Source organism: Halosimplex amylolyticum (assembly GCF_051414035.1).
GTDB classification, from domain to species: domain Archaea; phylum Halobacteriota; class Halobacteria; order Halobacteriales; family Haloarculaceae; genus Halosimplex; species Halosimplex amylolyticum.
The window spans coordinates 357,249-373,931 of sequence record NZ_JBLKNW010000002.1 but is presented as its reverse complement, the minus strand read 5'-3'; the positions used below and the strand labels follow the sequence as shown (position 1 = coordinate 373,931).

Genomic DNA, 16,683 nt, shown 5'->3' with positions numbered 1-16,683 from the left:
CCCGAGTTCACCCACCGGACGCTCGTCGCCGCTATAGGGCTCCGGAGAGGACGTACCCGTGATAAGACTGGATTACGGCTAGGTAGGGAGCCCCCAGATGCCGTCGGCGGGAGGCGATACGGGTTCCTCGACGTCGACGCCAGCGGGTTCCTCCTCGCCCGCCTCGGACAGCCGAAGCTCGGTACCGTCCGTTCCGACTGCGCAGTCCGTCTGCGAACTGGCTATCGAAACCGCTCCCAGGATCAGTCGATGGGCGGAGAGCCGTCCCGAAGAGACGGCACACGGTTTGCAGTCTGTCCTCGTGTGCCCTTCTGTCTGGTAGGGGTTCGAAACCGGAGGTCGATTCTGTCGACGCCGGCGACGGCGGCCACGTCTACCGTTCCGTGGGACGCTGAGACGCGACGGTGATGACGGGGACCGGCGCCGAGCGGACGGTCTTTTCGGCGACACTGCCGAGCAGGACCCGCTCTGCGCCACGTCTCCCTTTCGTCCCCATCCCGACCGCGTGTACGTCGTTCGATTCGATACAGTCGAGGATCTCCTCGACGGGCGTTCCGTGTTCGACGTGGCGGACAGTGTTCGAAACACCGCGTGATTCCGCCTCCGAGACGACGGTCGCTACAGCGTCGGTCGCGGCCTGCTCACTTTCTGTTCCGGAGGTCGTCGACCGGAGGTTCAGCCCGAGCGCAGTGTCGTCCACGACCGACAGGACGTGCACGGTCGCATCGAGGGCCGCCGCGACTGAGAGCGTGTGTTCGGCGGCGTGTGTCGCAGCGTCGCTCCCATCCGTCGGGACGAGGACGTTCTCGTAGGGAAATACGAACGTCTCGTCGGGTTGCATGCGGACCGTGAGGACGGGAACTGTGGAGAGGCGGACGACCTTCTCGGAGACGCTTCCGAGAAGGAAACGCGAGAGCCCCTCGCGACCGTGGGTCGGCATCACGACCAGATCGTGGCCGTACCGCTCGGCGTAGTCGACGATCGTCGGTGCCGGATTACCCTGGACGACGTCGGTATCGTACGAAACCCCGAGTGTGTCCAGCGTTTTTGCAGCCTCCTCGACGACGTCTTCTCCCTCTCGTACGAGCACGTCGATAGTTTCACCGTCGACGACGGTGGCGCTGTCGCGCGCCGTGTCGGCAACGGAGAGCACCTGGACGGTAGCGTCGGCCCAGTGAGCGAGTTCGCCCGCGTGATGGAGCGCCTCGGCCGCCCCCTCGCTACCGTCGAACGGCAGGAGGATGTTCTCGTACATGGCTCGATAGGCGAGAGTACGGTTGCCGGCCTCCTAATGACTTCGCCGACCCTTCGACGTCGTGGCTCCCAGCGGCAGCAGGTCCCACTGACGATCGCATGCTCTCGCGTCCAGCGGAGTAACGGAGCCAGCTGCAGCCGCCGATACCTGCCGATCAATCGGTTTCGTCCTCACCGGCGGGGGACTCCTCGTCGGCCGGATCGACGGTATCGCGGTCGACGGTCACCCGGGCCTTCTGAATGCGAGTGTCTTCCACCTGTTCGGCCCGCAACGTCACGTTCTCGTAGTCGAACGCCTCGCCCTGCTCGACGAGGCGGCCCGCGCGGTTGAAGATGAATCCCGCGATGGTCTCGAACTCCTCGCCTTCGGGGAGGGTGATGTCCAGCACCTCGTTGACCTCGTCGATGGTGACCTCCCCGCGGACCAGCACCTCGGCGTCGTCGACGAACTCGACCGGGTGTTCCTCGTCGCCCACCAGTATCTCGCCGACGATCTCCTCGACGATGTCCTCGATCGTGATGAGGCCCTCGGTGGCACCGAACTCGTCGACGACGACGACCATGTGTATCCGGTTCTGGCGCATCTCCAGGAGAAGTTCGTCGACGTTCTTCGACTCTGGGACGTGACGTGTCGGATTGGCCACGTCCGCTACCGTGCGGTCGGTGGTGACGTCGTAGTTTGCATCCCGGTCCTGGTCACGGATGTCGAAGACGCCGACCACGTTGTCCAGCGACCCCTCGTAGACCGGCAGGCGGCCGTGTCCCGAGTGCATACACTCCTCGATGGCCTCCTCGACCGTCGCGTCGCTGGAGATGGCTTCGACGTCGAGGCGGGGGGTCATCACCTCCTTGGCGGTGGTGTTTTTGAACCGCAGGGTGCGCTGGATCATCTGCCGTTCCTCCTCGTCGAGGATGCCTTCGCGCTCGCCCGTCCTGATCATGTTCCGGATCTCCTCGCGGGTGACGTACGACGACTCGATGGACGAGCTACCGCCGGTGACCTTGTTCACGAGCTTCGTCAGATAGTAGAACAGGGTGATGAGCGGCCACAGCACTTTCCCGACGATCGTCAACAGGGGGGCGACGGTCCGTGCCCACGAGCTGGTGTTCTCGACGGCGTAGGACTTGGGTGCGCTCTCGCCGAACAGCAGGACCATCGACGTGATACCGAACGACGAGACGAGTACCGCCGTACCCGCGTCTAGATAGAAGCCGACGATGGTCGTCGAGATAGAGGACATCGTGATGTTGACGAGGTTGTTCCCCACCAGGATCGTCACGAGCAAGCGGTGTGGGTCGTCTTTGAGCGACTTGACCGCCTGCGCACCACGCTTTCCCTCCTCTACCATCCCGTCGATCTGGTGGGCCGACAGGGAGAACATCGCGATCTCCGACGAGGAGAAAAAGCCGGACCCCATGATCAGAAACAGGATCATGAGGACGCCGATCGCGGTGAGTGTCGTCTGCCCCAGCTCGATACCGACGACCGGCACGGCGGACTGCGTGACACCAGTCACAGATGCGGCTGTGAGCACGGATAATCCCATCAATATCGACTATTATTAGAGCGGAACAGTAATCCTTGTGCAGCGGTGCGCGGATTTGCCGAACGACGTTTACACGAATCGAGGGACGACTGCGGTGTCGTCTCGTCGTGGTCCGCTGCGGGCCGCAAGTCGAAATAATTCGGTAGAGACGTCGGAAACAGCGGTCTTGCGTTTTCGCGGTCGAACGCGACGATATCGACGGCCTCAGACGGGAGCGAACAGGCGGGGTCGACGCAGGCGACTCCCGCGAAAACGTGGCGGCGTCAGACTAACTCCTCGACGTCGACGCCCCAGCGCTTGTCGTCGTACTCGCGGTGGCGGTCGCTGCCGAGTTCGCGCTCGATGCGCCGGCGGAGTTGCTCGTTCGCCTGCCGGTCGATGTGGGCGAGTTCGTCGGCCTTCGCGACGGCCAGGGGCGGCCCCTGTTCGCCGGCCACGTCGTGGAGCACCTGCAGACGAAGCGCCTCGCGGGCGTCCTCGTCTTCGGTGAAGGCGTAGGGCGCTTCGACGCGGTAACAGAGGTCGTCGCGCGGGTCGTACAGCACGAAGAACGTGACCTCGTAGGCCCCGGGGTCGAGTTCGCGGTCGATGCCGAGGGCGTCGCCGTCGGCGGCCATCACGCGGTCGGTGCCGACGCGCGAGCGGAACCAGTTGGTCGCCGTGAGGGCGTCCGTCTTGCGGTCCCCCTGGTCGTCGCGCCGGGCGAGCACGCGCTGGAAGAAGGCGTTGTCGTTGGCCCACGGGGCGTTGGTCTTCTCGCGGACGACCTGGGTGATCGCCTTGGCGGTGCTGTTCTTGATGAAGCCGATCAGGGGCACGTCGCGCGCGACGAAGTCCTCGACGAGGCGGACGTAGTTCTCGACGACGTCGCGCGGGCGCTCGTCCTCGGTGAGGAGGTCCGCGAGCGCGGTGTCGCGCTCGGCCCACTTGAGGAGGCCGGTGGGGTAGAGGGGGCCGTCGAGGATCAGGAGGTCGTCGACGATGCCGGCCTGTTCGCGGGCGTGCTCGCTCTCGGCGAGGTAGAGCGCGAGCGCGTGGACGACGTTCTGCTCGTAGCGGTCGACGCGGGGGGCGTGCAGCGCGCGCTCGCGGACGTAGCCCTCGTCGTGCATCGTCCAGTCCTCCTGGCCGATCCGATAGGTGTCGTCGTTGGAGTGGGCCGTCATCACGATGGTCCGGGCGCGGTGCAGGTCCAGATCGGAGGGGACGCCCGCCATCGCGGCCTGCGAGACGTCGAGGACGAGTCCGTTCTTGAACGTGGTCGGGTTGATCGTCCCCGAGTCGAGGCCGTGCTGGGTGGGGAAGGGAGGATCCCGCAGGGCGACGGCGTCGACGGGGACCTTCTCGCGGCGCTGGTCGCCGAGGGGTTCGAGGACGACCGAGCCGTCGCGATAGAGCGGGTCGAGGAACTCGGCCCACACCGTCTCGGCGGCGTCCTGGTGGTCGTCCTCGTCGACGCCCTCGCTGACGCGGCCGGCGAGGCGGGCGATCCCGTCGACGTGGACCGGGTCGAGCGTCATTCCGTCGTCGGGTCCTCCGCGAGCATCTTCTCGATGGCCTCGGCGATCTCCTCGTAGGACTGCATCTGGAGGCCGTCCGTGGTGATGAGCACGCCCCGTCGCTCACCGGTCACGCGGAGGAGGTACCCGTTCGTGAACGCGCGGACCGTGAAGCGGTACTCCCCGAGTTCCGAGGTCTGGTAGGCGTTGCGCGTGTCGCGGAAGCCGCGCCACTCGTGGCCGACGAACGTGTCCAGGTCGGCGTCGCGTTCGAGGTCCTCGCGGAGGTAGAGCTGTTCGAAGTCCGACCGCGTGAAGTACGTCACCGACCGGAGGCTGTCCCCGGTGGCCGTCCGGGCCGTCGTCACGATCTGGTCGGCGAGTTCGTCCGACAGCAGTTGCGCGTCCATGCCCTAACGAGGTGTGGCCAGGGACAAAGAGATAGTGGTGGTGCCGGTCGGATCGAACGGTCCGGACCACTCGACGGCGCCGGCGACCGAACCGGCCGGCGGACCGACACCGACTTTGGCGGGCCGGTCCGACCCCGAGACATGCAAGCCGCGCTCGTCATCCTCGACGGCTGGGCGCTCAACCCCGACGAGGGCGTCCGCGACGCCGTCGCCGCCGCCGAGACGCCCAACTTCGACCGCTTCTGGAACGCCGGCGCCCACGGGACGCTGGTCACCTCCGGGCGCCGGGTCGGCCTCCCCGAGGGGCAGATGGGCAACTCCGAGGTCGGCCACCTCAACATCGGCGCCGGCCGCGTCGTCACCCAGGAGTCGGCCCGGGTCACCGACTCGATCGATCGCTGGCGCGCGACCCGCCCCGATTCGGCCGTCGACCCCGACGACATCCCCGAGGACGTCGTCGACGACGGCCCCATCCACGAGAACGAGGCCATCCTGTCGGCGTTCGACTACGCCCGCGAGAACGACGGTCGCGTCCACTTCATGGGCCTCGTCTCCGACGGAGGCGTCCACTCCTACCAATGGCACCTCCACGCGCTGATCGAACTCGCTGCCGACGAGGGCGTCGAGGCGGTCACGCACGCCTTCACCGACGGGCGCGACACGTCGCCGACCGGCGGCGAGGACTACCTCGCCGACCTGCAGGCCCACGTCGAGGAGCAGGGGACCGGCCACGTCGCCACCGTCTCCGGACGCTACTACGCGATGGACCGCGACGAGAACTGGGACCGCACCGAGCTGGCCTACGACGCCATCGTGAACCGCCACGCCGGCCACACTGCCGACTCGGCCGTCGAGGCCGTCCGCGAATCATACGACCGCGGCGACACCGACGAGTTCGTCGAGCCGACCACGATCGCCGACCGCCCGGCCCTCTCAGAGGGAGACAGCGTCGTCTTCTTCAACTTCCGCTCGGACCGGGCCCGCCAGCTCACGCGGATGCTCGCCGACGTCCGCTCGGGGGCGTGGGGCGGCCACACCGACCCGCCGGCGACCCGCGTCGTCACGATGACCCAGTACGACGAGACGTTCGACCTGCCCGCCGCCTTCCCGCCGATCCGCCCGGAGGACACCCTCGGCGAAGTCGTGTCCGAAACGGGCCACACCCAGTTGCGGCTCGCCGAGACCGAGAAGTACGCCCACGTCACCTACTTCCTCAACGGCGGCCGCGAGGTGGAGTTCGACGGCGAGATCCGCGAGATCGTCCCGAGTCCCGACGTGCCGACCTACGACCAGCAACCGGAGATGAGCGCCCCCGAGGTGACCGACACCGCCATCGCCGAGATCGAGGAACGCGACCCCGATCTCGTGGTTCTCAACTACGCGAACCCGGACATGGTCGGCCACACCGGCGACTTCGACGCGGCCGTCGCCGCCGTCGAGGCGGTCGACGAACAGCTCGGGCGGTTGGTCGAGGCGATCCAGAGAGCCGGCGGACACGTCCTGATCACGGCCGACCACGGCAACGCCGACGACATGGGCACCGAGGCCGAGCCCTACACCGCCCACACGACGAACCCGGTGCCGCTGATCTACCTCGCCGACGACGGGACGGACGGCGGCCGACTGGTCCGGGAGGGCGGCGCGCTCGAAGACATCGCCCCGACGCTGCTGGAACTCATGAGCATCGAGAAACCGTCGGTCATGACCGGCGAGAGCCTGCTGGAGTAGGACTCGACCCGTTCGAATGCATCGTCGACACACAGGGACGAACAGCGCGAGCGCCCCCGGCGTTCTGCATTCGCACGGGGACGAGAGCGGCACCGAGGACTTATCCGTCATCCCGACCTGATTCCGCGTATGAGCACCGACACCGACGGGGCGGGCGACGAGGACCCGACCACGCCGGTCGAGATTAGTCTCACGCTCGGCGAGAGCGGCGACCTGTGGGTCGCCCGTGACGAGGAAACCGGCGTCGCGTCGCAGGGTGAAACCCGCGAGGCGGCGCTCGACAATCTCGACGAGGCGGTCGCCCTCTATCACGGTGAGATCGGGCGCGAGCCGACGGACGAGGAGTTGCGCGAGGTCGGTATCGACCCCGAGGAGAACACCTCGGGAGACCTTCCCGACGTACTGCAGTAGCGGATTGGATGGTTTCACGCGGTTTTTCAGGCGACGACGTGATCAAAGTCCTCGGGAACGTCGGCGGCTTCGAGTGGCAGCTGACGACCGGTGACCACGTCATTCTCACGTGGTACCCACCGGAGGACCACGACACGGAACCGCGGACGGTGAGCGTCCCACGCCACGACCGCATCGACACGGGGACGCTCCGGCACATCGCCGAACAAGCCGGTGCGGACGACTTCGAGGCGTTCTGTGGATGGATCGACCGCAACCGGTGACACTGATCGGTGACGTGACCTACAACTCCACGGGCTCGCCGCGCTCGATGGACTCGTTGACTGCCAGGGTCAGTTCGAACGTCTCCAGCGCATCGCCGTACGGCGAGCGCAGGCCCGCGCCGTCGCCCGTCGCGACGGCGTCGACGAACGACTCGACCTCGGCCGCGTAGGGGTTGCGGTCGAAGGACTCGTCGATCTCCTCGCCGTCGACGACGCCCGAGACGGCCTGCTCGGTCACTTCGATGGTCGCGCCGTCGGCGACGACTTCGAGGCCGTGCTTGCCGTCCTCGGCGGCACAGGTGGTCGAGACGTGACTGACGGCGCCGTTCTCGTGGGTCATCGTCGCCGAGGTGGCGTCGGAGAAGTCGACCGCGTTCTCGAGGCGGTGGCTGCCGGCGGCGGAGACGCGCTCGACGTCGCCGGCGAGGTAGCGGACCGTGTCGTAGATGTGGGTGGCCTGCTCGACGACCTGCCCGCCCGACTTCTCGGCGTGGCGCCACCAGTGGTCCTCGCCGCCGGCGACGCCGCCCCACCAGTAGCCGTCGACGTAGCCCACGGCGCGGTCGGCGAGGATCTCGCGGGCGCGGTCGACGCCGGCCGAGTAGCGCCAGTCGTAGCCCGCCTGCGCGAGCACGTCGTTGTCCTCGACGGCGTCGCGGATCTCGCGGGCTTTCTCGGCCGAGAGCGCGAGCGGCTTCTCGACGAACAGGTCGTAGCCGTGCTCGGCGGCGGCGATCTCCTGGTCGTCGTGGGCGAACGGCGGGAGACAGACGAACACCGCGTCCGGGTCGGTCTCCGCGTAGAGAGCGTGGTGGTCGGAGAACGCGGGGACGTCGAAGCGCTCGGCCGCCGACTCGGCGGTCTCAGCGTCCACGTCACAGATGCCGACGATCTCGGCGTGGTCTATCGATTCGAGGTTGTCGAAGTGCTGCCACTGGGCGATGCCGCCGGCGCCGACGAAGGCGATCTCGACTGTCACGGCCCGACTCGGGCGCCGGTCCCTCATAAAGTCGGCGTCAGCGGCGAGCGAAGCCGGTGCGAGCGCGCTTCGGACCGTCCGCAGTGTCGTCGCCACCGTCCGCCGCCACCGGATCGCGACGCGGCGGCGTCCACTGCGGAGTCACTCGGCGGGCGAGTTCCCAGAACCCGACGCTCCGGACGCCGACGCCTCCCGGAGCGCCGCGACCTTGGCGGGTCCCGACTGCCTGACGATGACCACGTCGTACGCCACGTCCGTCGCGATGGCGCCGCCGACGCTGCTGATCCCCGTGACGAGGCGACCGGCGTTCTCGCTGCCGACGAACACCATCGAGGCGTCGACCGCTTTGGCGAGCTCCCGGACGCGCTTGGCGATCGTCCCGGTCGGCGCGTAGCTGTCGACGACGCAGCGTCGGAACTCCGCGTCCGGACTCAGTTCCCGTACCTGTTCGCGCAACCGCGAGGCGACCGTCGACAGGTCGAATCGCTCGTCGTCGTCGATCCAGCCGCGCTCTCTCGCGTAGCGGGCGTTGTCCGCCGGAACGACGGTCACGGCCAGGACGGCCTCGTCGAAGACCGTGCCGAACTGGTCGGCGCGGACGAGCGCCGCTTCGGCGAGCGGCGATCCGTCGAACGGAACGACCAGTGTCATGGACGGATATCGGGTCGTCTCGGCAAAGTATCCGGGTTACCGTTCCCGCATCCCGAGAACCCGGGGTCCGGGGCGCCGACGGGGAGCGGTCGCTACTCCGGCTTCCCGTCCGGTTTCCCTCCGGCTTCCAGTCCAGTTTCACTCCGGCTTCCAGTCCAGTTTCACTCCGGCTTCCAATCCAGTTTGATCGTGAACGCCTCGCGGTCGCCACGGAGGAGCGAGGACATCTCCCGGACGCCGACCTCCATCCCGATGTCGTCGGGGGGCGCGAGGTGGACGGTCCGGTTACTCACGTTCACGTCGAACGACCCGTCGCCGCGGAGGTCGTCGGCGATCGCTTCGAGCCGGTCGGCCGCCTCGTCGCGGGTCACGTCCAGCTCTTCGAGTTCTTTCGCCATACCCGAGTTCACGGAGCGAGGCGAAAAAGTAAACGGCGGGAACCGGCGGTAACGCCGACCTACGCCGCCCCGTGGCGCGAGCGGTCGGACGCGACGAGCGGTTCCGACCGCCGAGCGCTACTGGACGACGCGCTGCGGTTCGGTCAGGAACTCCACGGTGACGCCCTCGAACTCCTCGACGAACTCGGGACCAAACGCGGAGGCGGGCGTCTGGAACCCCCGTCCCGCTTCGCCGGCGAGGACCCGCTCGGCGGCCGTGACCGCCGTCGCCGTCGCGAGGTCGTACGTGTCCGGCGTCCGCATGCGAGCGCGAGCGACGCGTCCGCCCTCGGTCCGCACCTCCCCCCAGACGTGCGTCTCGCTCTCGGCTCGCTCGCGGGCGGTCGGCCCGGAGACGACGCGGTCGATCAGCGCCTCTGCGGCCCGTCTGACCGGGCCGATAGTCAGCAGGCGGGCGAGCGGGCGCGTCCGCTCCATCACGGCCGCTGCGCGGTCGGGGACCCCGGCGTACACCTCGATGTTCGGGATCCCCGTCGAGTAGTAGGCCGAGGACACGTCGCCCCAGGGGACGGTCACGGCGGTCGTCTCGCCGCTGGGGAACTCGACGGTGCGGCGCTTCCAGGCGAGCGGGACGGTCTCGATGTGGCCGTCCTGGCGGACGGCGCCCGGCCGGTCGAGCCCGCGCAGGACGGACTTCAGCGTCCCGGGCGAGAACGTGCCCAGCCCGTCGATGGCGAGGGTGAGTTCGGTCGCCTCGGGGAGCCGGCCGTGGAGCGTCGCCGCGAGGCAGTCGGTCGGGACGACGTCGAACCCGACGCCGGGCACGAGCGCGACGGAGGCGTCGGTCGCCTCGGCGTCGCGGGCGGCGATCGACTCGAGCACGTCGACGTTGCCGGCGATGTCGAGGTAGTCGGTCCGGGTGCGGAGACACGCCTCGATCAGCGGCTCGGCCGTCTCCTCGAAGGGGCCGGCGCAGTTGAGCACCGCGTCGACGCCCGCCAGCATCCCGTCGACGACCGGCGGGTGTTCGAGGCTGAACACCCGGTGGTCGCAGCCGCGCCGGGTCGCCGCCGCCTCGACGGGCTCGGCGTCTCGGCCCGCGAAGATCGGGTCGAGCCCCTCCGCGGCGGCGCGTTCGCTGATCAGTGTCCCCGCGTACCCGTACGAACCGTAGACGAGCAGGTCACCGGTCATGGCGCTCCGTTCGGGTGCGAGCAGAAAAACAGGCGCGTCCGTTCAGCCGCCGGAGCCAGCGGGCGAGCGTCCGGCCGGCGGACGGCGGGACGCGAGTCCGTTCGGACGCCGGTTCAGCCGGCCTTTCCGCTCGGTAAGCCGCGTGTATCCCGACGCCGTCTACGAGTTCGCGAGTAGCGAGCGGATTACTAACCGCGGCCGTGTCGAACGCCCACGCGGTGACTCATATGGCAGTAAATTCAGCGCAAGACCTGTTCGAGCACGAACTGGAGGACATCTACTACGCCGAGCACGAACTGCTCGACGTCCTCGAACAGCTCGCCGACCAGACCGAACACGAGGAGATCGCCCAGGCTTTCGAGGAACACCGCGAGGAGACGAAAGGCCACATCGAGCGCGTCGAGGAAGTCTTCGAAATGATCGGCCAGCCCCCCGAAGAGGAAGAATGCGAGGGGATCCAGGGCCTCATCGAGGAGCACCAGGAGCTCCTGGACATGGACCCCGACGGGGACGTGCTCGACGTGCACAACCTCACGGCGGCCCAGAAGACCGAACACTACGAGATCGCCGCTTACGGCAACCTCGCCCTGCTGGCCGACCGCCTCGGCATGGACGAGGCCGGCGACCTGCTCCACGAGAACCTCGAAGAGGAGGAAGCGGCCCTGGAGAAGCTGAAGGACCTGACCGACCAGTACGACTACGAGCCGATCCTGGCGGCGTGAGCGACCGCTGACGCGCTCGGGGATCGGTCCCTCCGGCCCGTCCGCCGTCGCCCGACGGGACCCGGCGACGACGGTGCCGCGTCAGACGCCTGACCGACTGGTCTTTATGGGTTGGGACATCCTCGGATACAAGCGAGACGACGATGATCCCGACCACGGAACACGGCGACGACGTTGCTGTCGGCGAGGCGCCCGGGGAGCGATCGATCCCGATCGAGATCAGCGTCGCGAGCGACGGCGACGAGCGCCCGCCGGTCGACGACGAGACGCGGATCGACGTCGAGGTCGACGGCCAGATGTACCCCACCGCGCGGCTGGCCGACGGCCGCTACGTCGCGTGGTGGTTCGAGACCGACGCGCCGGCGCTCGACGACCCCGTGACGACCGAGTGGGTCGCCGCCCCGACGCGCTTTCTCGCCGCGGGCACGCTCCACGAACTCTGGCAGGACCCCGCGGCGTTCGACTCGCTCCCCGACGACGGGTTCTGACGAGCGCCTCCCGCTCCGTTCCCGCCCGGGCTTTCACCCCCACCTCGACACGGTCCGGTAGCAGCTTCTCGCGAGCGTCACCCACTTCACACGTCGAGTGTTCACTCCAGGGTCCTGCTCGCACGCCGCCGACCCGTCACCGACAACGGGGTCGATTCCCGCCGTTGCGGCGGTTTAGCCGGAACATAATAACGACCGATGCGCTCGCAGTAACGAGTGGACGTTACCCGACGTCCACAGCGTACGGGCCGGTGCCGACGCCCGACCCACCAATCCACCCAACCCGTCGACCGCTGACGCGGCTATCCACGGTGTGCCCGAACCCCAATTCGCACCGTCACCCGTAGCCCGTCGCACTCGGCACCGGTATCTGTCCACCGACGAGCGCGCGCGGCTCCCACCGCGCCGGGCGCGTTCGTCTCACCCTTCTGTCGACCCGCGAGTTCCCCACCTCTCTCGACCCGCGAGTTCCTCGACCGTCGGGGCCCGCCCGTCGGTGTCGTCGGGGGCGCTCAGCCCGGTACCCGTCGAGTTACCACTGTCATAATAACGGCGCAGGGGGCGGGTGTCCGAGGTATGCAGGCCGCCGACGCGGGCGATACCTGTCGCACCGTCATCGAAACCGTCTCTCGCGGCGTCGTCGCCGACGACGAGCTCCTCGAAACCGTCCTGACGGCGGTACTCGCGGACGGACACGTCCTGCTGGAGGACGTCCCGGGGACCGGGAAGACGCTGACCGCGCGGTGTTTCGCGGCCGCGCTCGGGCTGTCGTTCTCCCGCGTGCAGTTCACGCCGGACCTGCTTCCCGCGGACGTGACCGGTACCTACGTGTTCGACGAACGGACCGACGGGTTCGACTTCAACCCCGGGCCGCTGTTCGCGAACGTCGTCCTCGCCGACGAGATCAACCGGGCGTCGCCGAAGACCCAGGCCGCGCTGCTGGAGGCGATGGAGGAAGAGCAGGTCACCGTCGACGGCGAGACCCACGACCTGCCGGACCCGTTTTTCGTCATCGCGACGCAGAACCCCGTCGAGAGCGGCAACGGCACGTTCCCCCTCCCGGAGGCCCAGAAGGACCGCTTCCTCGTCAAGACGAGCATCGGCTACCCCGACGAGCGCGGCGAGATGGAGCTGCTTGACCGGCGCGAGGCGCGCGAAGACCAGTTCTCCGCGGTCGAGCGCGTCCTCGGCACCGAGCGGGTGCGCGCCCTCCAGCAGGCTCCCGAGGGGACCGACGTCGACCGCGACGTCAAGCAGTACGTGGTCGACCTCGTCCGGCGGACCCGGACCGACGGGCGCGTCGACGTCGGCGTCTCGCCGCGCGGCACCCAGCGGCTCTTCGAGGCCGCGCGGGCGACCGCGGCGCTCCGGGGACGGGAGTACGTGACGCCAGACGACGTCCAGCAGGTCGCACAGTCGGTGCTCGCACACCGGGTCGTGCTGACCGCCGACGCCCGCGTCGGCGACGTCACCAAACGCGACGTCGTCGCCGACGCCGTCGACGAGGTGACCGTCCCGACCGTCACTCGTGAAGCGCGCCCGCGAGCAGGACGAGGCCGATAAGCAACAGCGCGAACACGCCGAGCGGGAACCCCGGCGTCCCGACGCCGGCGACGGTCTTCCCCGCGACGACCGCTCCCGCACCGATCGCCGCCGAACCGAGTCCGTGTGCGAGTTCGACCCGTGACGTCTCGGCCCGGCGGCCGAGTTGCACTCCGAGTCCGATCGCGTTTTCCCCGAGGTCCCACGCGAGCACAGCGGCGACGGTGCCGACGAGGAGCGGCTGGAGCGGCGGCTTCAGCACGACGGCGGTCGCGAAGACCGAGAGGAGGACCAGCCCGGAGCCGACTTTCACCAGTCGTCGCGACCCCCGGCCGCGCGCCGGGATCACGCCGAGCGCGAGGACCAGCACGCCGACCATCCCCGGGACAGTCTGTGCAGTGACGAGCAGGTCTCTGGTGTCGAGCCACACCAGCGCGAGCGCGCCGAGGACGACCGCGAGGGCGACGGCCACCAGCGCGTCGCCGGCCGCTCGCGACCGGTCGCGGCGGACCGTCACGCCGACCGCCAGGAGCGCCAGTCCGACCGCCTCGACGGCGAAGGCAGTCGTCGAACCGCCGCCGAGCGAGACGAGCGCCCCGAACGCGACGGCGACCGAGAGTGCCCCGCTCAGGCGCGCCGGACGGAGGTTCGCCGAGACTGTCTCGCTCGGGGCGCTCACGCGACCACCTCCTCGCCCGTCGCGGCGAGGGCGGCAGCCAGCGGGTTCCCGGGAGACCACTCGACCACCCGGATCCCGGCGTTGCGGAGGTCGCTGAGTCGGTGGCGGCGCTCGGCGACGGCCAGGCGCCGCTCCGGCCCGTCGCGGTCGGTGACGGTCGGGCTGACGACGGTCACCGCGTGGCCGCGGGTCTCGAGCGACCGCGCGGTCTCGCAGATCGCGTCGTCGGTGAGCGGCGAGAACAGCACCACCTGCGAGCGGTCGTCGAGGCGCTCGCGCAGCCGGTCGACCTGGTCGTCGAGCGAGCAGTCGCCGTCGGGCGGCGTCGGCGAGAGCGTCTCGTGCCTCGCGAGGAGCGCCTCGACGTCGTCGACGTGCGAGCGGCCGGCGCCCGGTTCGAGCCAGGCGAACGAACGCCCGAGCGCCGCGACGCCGACTCTGTTGCGGCTCCCGACGAGACTGGCGGCGATCTGGCGCGCGCCCGAGACCGAGTAGGCGACTGCGTGTGGCTCGCCGGCTCGACCGCGGTAGGCGGGCTCGCGAGCGTCGACCAGGAGAACGACGCTCGCGGCGCGTTCGCGGCGGAACTCGACGGTCGAGAGCGAGCCCGTCCGCGCGAAGCGCTTCCAGTCGACACGGCTCGGCGCGTCGCCGCGCTGGTACTCGCGGGTGCGGTGGAACTCGACGCCGCTCCCGCCGTCGTCCGCGGTGACGCGGCCCACGTCGGCAAGCGTCTGGTCCCGCAACGGAGCGGCCGCGTCGGCGACGGTGCAGTCGATCTCGGTCTCGCTGGCGACCGACTGTTCGACCTCGCGGGCGCCGGCCAGGTCGCGCACGGCGACCGTCGCGGGATCGAAAGGGTGCTTGCCGCGCTCGGCCCGGACGGTGTAGCTGAACGTCAGCGACCCCCCTGGGCGGAGGACGCCCGCGTGGCGCGGCGCGCCGTCGGTCACGCGGAGCGTCTCGGGGACCCCGTCGACGACCCGGCAGTCGAACAGCGTCGCGTCGCCCTCGTTCGCGAGTTCGACCGTCACCTCGACCGGGTCGCCCTGCCCGGGGCGCTCGTCGTCGAGTCGCCGCTCGAGCGACAGGGCGGGGTCGGGTTCCCGCGCCAGCGCCGGATAGACGGCGAAGACGACGCCCACGACAGAAAGCAGGACGACGTTCGGGAGGTTCAGGAGCAGGCCGGCCGTCAGCGCGACGAGCGCGACGCCGATCACGCCGCGCCAGCGCTCCGTCCGACGGGTCCGCCGGTCGGTCACCGGGTCACCCCCTGTTCGCGTTCGGTCCCGCCGAGTTCGACGTCCGCGACGGCGTCCGCGGTCCGGCGAGCGCCGGCGACGAAGGGCGTCTCGCCCCGCAGCGTAGCGGCGAGGGCGTCCCCCAGGGACGCGCTTCGATCGGACGCGAGGAACGCCGCGGCGCGGGAATCAGAGGTCCACGCGCCGCTGTCGACCCGTTCACGGGCGGCGGCCTCGTCGCAGTTGCGGGCCCTGCGAACGGCGGTGACCGCGTCCTCGCGGAGTCGGTCGCGGACGTCGCGCCGGACCCGCCGGCCCAGGACGGGGACGGCGACGCGCCAGCTATCGAGTCGGTCGGCGAGGTCGTCGCCGGGCGCGGGGACCGCCGTCGCCGACTCCGGGTCGGGCATCCGCGCCTGGTCGACCTCGTCGCCGTCGACGAGGACGGCCGCCGCGACCGCGAGGGATCCGCCCCCGATGAGTGCGACGAAGACGTAGTCGGTCCCGAGGACGGCGACGGCCGCCTCCGCAGGGACGAGGCCACCGACGAGGCCCGTCCCGACGAGCGCGAGCGCCACGAGGGCGACGCCGGGGACGCCGAGCGCGAGTCGCCGACGGTTCACGAGCGGACCCCCAGTTGCGAGCGGACGTCCGCGAGCCCGTCGAGGGCCCGGTCGCGCCGGGCAGGCGTGACCGTCGCGTGGCCGTAGCGGACCGATTCGAACGTCTCGGTGACGCGCTCGACGGCGGCGCGGTCGGCCCCGGCCGCGACGGCGCGGCGGGCGCACTCGCGGGGACTCGTCGTCTCGACTCCGTCGCCGTCGACGAGCGCGGCCATCTCGTACCAGGCCCGTTCGACCTCGTTTTCCGGAGCGGCCCGGAGCGGCGGTCCGCCGGCCTCGTCCGGGAGGTCGTCGTCCCGACCGAACCGCTCCCGGAGCGCCGCGGCGATGCGGTCGCGGTTGGCGACGACGACCGCGAGCAGCCCCAGGGCGACGAGGACGGGGAGCGCCCGCAAGAGCGCCGCCAGGATGGCGCCCAGTAGCGAGAGCAGCCACTCGATCAGGGACTGCCTGTCGCGACCGGGCAGATCGCCCGGCCCCTGCGTCCGTCGGTCTCCCGTGTGATCACCCGCCGTCGGCTCGGAAGAACCCCCCAGCTGCCCGTCCCCGTCCTCGTCCCCGCTCTCGCCCTCGTCCCCGTCTTCGCTCTCGCTCTCGCTCTCGCTCTCGTCCCCGTCTCCGGAGTCGCCGCTCGGTTCGGACGGATCGCCGGACTGATCGGGAGCGGCGCCGCCGGATCCCGAGTCGGAATCGAGGCGGTCGGCGTACTCGCCGACGTCGTCGGAAGAGATCGGGAGCGACGCGCTGTCGACGTCGATGACGTCGTCCGGAGTGGTCTCTACGGTCGACTGGAGCGTCGTCGCCGACGCCCCGATGCCGGCGAGCAGTACCACCGCCGCCGCCACGCTGAAGAGTCGTTCAGTGTCCATGCTCCCTCCACCGAACGAGCGGGCGAGCCGCGTGGACCGCGCAACCGCCGCGCAACGAACGCACTGCCGACGTACTGTGGAGCACTCCCGACATTCTGTGGACGGGGACACGCCGTCTCGCCCGTTTATTATTCAGATGGTAAGGCCCGCTACCGCACCGATAATAACGGCGGACGGGCCACTCC

The 16,683-nt window shown here is 69.6% G+C and carries 18 protein-coding genes; 6 read left to right on the top strand and 12 right to left on the bottom strand.

Annotated features, from left to right (window positions below; genetic code table 11):
• Positions 1 to 373: 373 nt before the first annotated feature.
• The 4 genes from ACMGFE_RS12410 to ACMGFE_RS12395 all read right to left on the bottom strand — a co-directional run bounded on the left by ACMGFE_RS12410 (position 374) and on the right by ACMGFE_RS12395 (position 4,710).
• The gene (locus ACMGFE_RS12410; RefSeq protein WP_436925515.1) at positions 374 to 1,255 is read right to left on the bottom strand and encodes a universal stress protein; all 882 of its coding nucleotides are present in this window, start codon (positions 1,253 to 1,255) and stop codon (positions 374 to 376) included.
• Positions 1,256 to 1,409: 154 nt separating this feature from the next.
• A complete protein-coding gene (locus ACMGFE_RS12405; RefSeq protein WP_436925514.1) occupies positions 1,410 to 2,801 on the bottom strand; it encodes a hemolysin family protein in 1,392 nt (463 codons plus the stop codon).
• A gap of 263 nt (positions 2,802 to 3,064) precedes the next feature.
• Positions 3,065 to 4,321 (bottom strand): DNA double-strand break repair nuclease NurA, encoded by a 1,257-nt coding sequence (locus ACMGFE_RS12400; RefSeq protein ID WP_436925513.1) that lies wholly within the window; start codon positions 4,319 to 4,321, stop codon positions 3,065 to 3,067.
• Positions 4,318 to 4,710 (bottom strand): DUF7522 family protein, encoded by a 393-nt coding sequence (locus ACMGFE_RS12395; protein WP_436925512.1) that lies wholly within the window; start codon positions 4,708 to 4,710, stop codon positions 4,318 to 4,320. The genes ACMGFE_RS12400 and ACMGFE_RS12395 overlap by 4 nt, the downstream gene beginning before the upstream one ends.
• A gap of 141 nt (positions 4,711 to 4,851) precedes the next feature.
• On the opposite strand from ACMGFE_RS12395, the gene gpmI reads away from it, so the two are divergent.
• From gpmI to ACMGFE_RS12380, 3 genes are all read left to right on the top strand, one after another.
• Positions 4,852 to 6,438, top strand: a complete 1,587-nt coding sequence (gpmI, locus tag ACMGFE_RS12390; RefSeq protein WP_436925511.1) for a 2,3-bisphosphoglycerate-independent phosphoglycerate mutase — start codon at positions 4,852 to 4,854, stop codon at positions 6,436 to 6,438.
• Between the two features lie 129 nt (positions 6,439 to 6,567).
• Complete coding sequence (locus tag ACMGFE_RS12385) at positions 6,568 to 6,849, top strand: type II toxin-antitoxin system HicB family antitoxin (RefSeq protein WP_436925510.1); 282 nt, start codon at positions 6,568 to 6,570, stop codon at positions 6,847 to 6,849.
• Positions 6,850 to 6,857: 8 nt separating this feature from the next.
• Positions 6,858 to 7,112 carry a type II toxin-antitoxin system HicA family toxin gene (locus tag ACMGFE_RS12380; protein ID WP_436925509.1) on the top strand — a complete coding sequence of 85 codons (255 nt, stop codon included), beginning with the start codon at positions 6,858 to 6,860 and terminating at the stop codon, positions 7,110 to 7,112.
• Positions 7,113 to 7,131: 19 nt separating this feature from the next.
• Here ACMGFE_RS12380 and ACMGFE_RS12375 read toward each other — a convergent pair whose 3' ends face one another.
• The 4 genes from ACMGFE_RS12375 to ACMGFE_RS12360 all read right to left on the bottom strand — a co-directional run bounded on the left by ACMGFE_RS12375 (position 7,132) and on the right by ACMGFE_RS12360 (position 10,334).
• Complete coding sequence (locus ACMGFE_RS12375; RefSeq protein WP_436925508.1) at positions 7,132 to 8,091, bottom strand: Gfo/Idh/MocA family protein; 960 nt, start codon at positions 8,089 to 8,091, stop codon at positions 7,132 to 7,134.
• A gap of 141 nt (positions 8,092 to 8,232) precedes the next feature.
• Positions 8,233 to 8,742: a universal stress protein gene (locus ACMGFE_RS12370; RefSeq protein ID WP_436925507.1), complete on the bottom strand. Its 510-nt coding sequence runs from the start codon at positions 8,740 to 8,742 to the stop codon at positions 8,233 to 8,235.
• Positions 8,743 to 8,903: 161 nt separating this feature from the next.
• Positions 8,904 to 9,140, bottom strand: a complete 237-nt coding sequence (locus ACMGFE_RS12365) for an amphi-Trp domain-containing protein (RefSeq protein ID WP_436925506.1) — start codon at positions 9,138 to 9,140, stop codon at positions 8,904 to 8,906.
• Positions 9,141 to 9,257: 117 nt separating this feature from the next.
• Entirely contained in the window at positions 9,258 to 10,334 is a 1,077-nt protein-coding gene (locus tag ACMGFE_RS12360) for a saccharopine dehydrogenase family protein (RefSeq protein ID WP_436925505.1), read from the bottom strand.
• Between the two features lie 227 nt (positions 10,335 to 10,561).
• On the opposite strand from ACMGFE_RS12360, the gene ACMGFE_RS12355 reads away from it, so the two are divergent.
• From ACMGFE_RS12355 to ACMGFE_RS12345, 3 genes are all read left to right on the top strand, one after another.
• Positions 10,562 to 11,056: a DUF892 family protein gene (locus tag ACMGFE_RS12355; RefSeq protein WP_436925504.1), complete on the top strand. Its 495-nt coding sequence runs from the start codon at positions 10,562 to 10,564 to the stop codon at positions 11,054 to 11,056.
• Between the two features lie 143 nt (positions 11,057 to 11,199).
• Positions 11,200 to 11,544: a hypothetical protein gene (locus ACMGFE_RS12350; protein ID WP_436925503.1), complete on the top strand. Its 345-nt coding sequence runs from the start codon at positions 11,200 to 11,202 to the stop codon at positions 11,542 to 11,544.
• A 576-nt stretch (positions 11,545 to 12,120) separates the two neighbouring features.
• Positions 12,121 to 13,107, top strand: coding sequence for an AAA family ATPase (locus ACMGFE_RS12345; protein ID WP_436925502.1), 987 nt, complete (start codon positions 12,121 to 12,123; stop codon positions 13,105 to 13,107).
• On the opposite strand, the gene ACMGFE_RS12340 is transcribed toward ACMGFE_RS12345, so the two are convergent.
• Genes ACMGFE_RS12340 through ACMGFE_RS12325 form a run of 4 tightly spaced genes read right to left on the bottom strand, consistent with a single transcriptional unit; the run spans position 13,067 to position 16,498 of the window.
• Complete coding sequence (locus ACMGFE_RS12340; RefSeq protein WP_436925501.1) at positions 13,067 to 13,765, bottom strand: DUF7519 family protein; 699 nt, start codon at positions 13,763 to 13,765, stop codon at positions 13,067 to 13,069. The genes ACMGFE_RS12345 and ACMGFE_RS12340 overlap by 41 nt on opposite strands.
• A complete protein-coding gene (locus tag ACMGFE_RS12335) occupies positions 13,762 to 15,027 on the bottom strand; it encodes a DUF58 domain-containing protein (protein WP_436925500.1) in 1,266 nt (421 codons plus the stop codon). Before ACMGFE_RS12335 ends, ACMGFE_RS12340 begins: the two co-directional genes overlap by 4 nt.
• A complete protein-coding gene (locus ACMGFE_RS12330; RefSeq protein WP_436925499.1) occupies positions 15,024 to 15,629 on the bottom strand; it encodes a DUF7269 family protein in 606 nt (201 codons plus the stop codon). The genes ACMGFE_RS12335 and ACMGFE_RS12330 overlap by 4 nt, the downstream gene beginning before the upstream one ends.
• Positions 15,626 to 16,498, bottom strand: a complete 873-nt coding sequence (locus ACMGFE_RS12325) for a DUF4129 domain-containing protein (protein WP_436925498.1) — start codon at positions 16,496 to 16,498, stop codon at positions 15,626 to 15,628. Before ACMGFE_RS12325 ends, ACMGFE_RS12330 begins: the two co-directional genes overlap by 4 nt.
• Positions 16,499 to 16,683 lie beyond the last annotated feature (185 nt).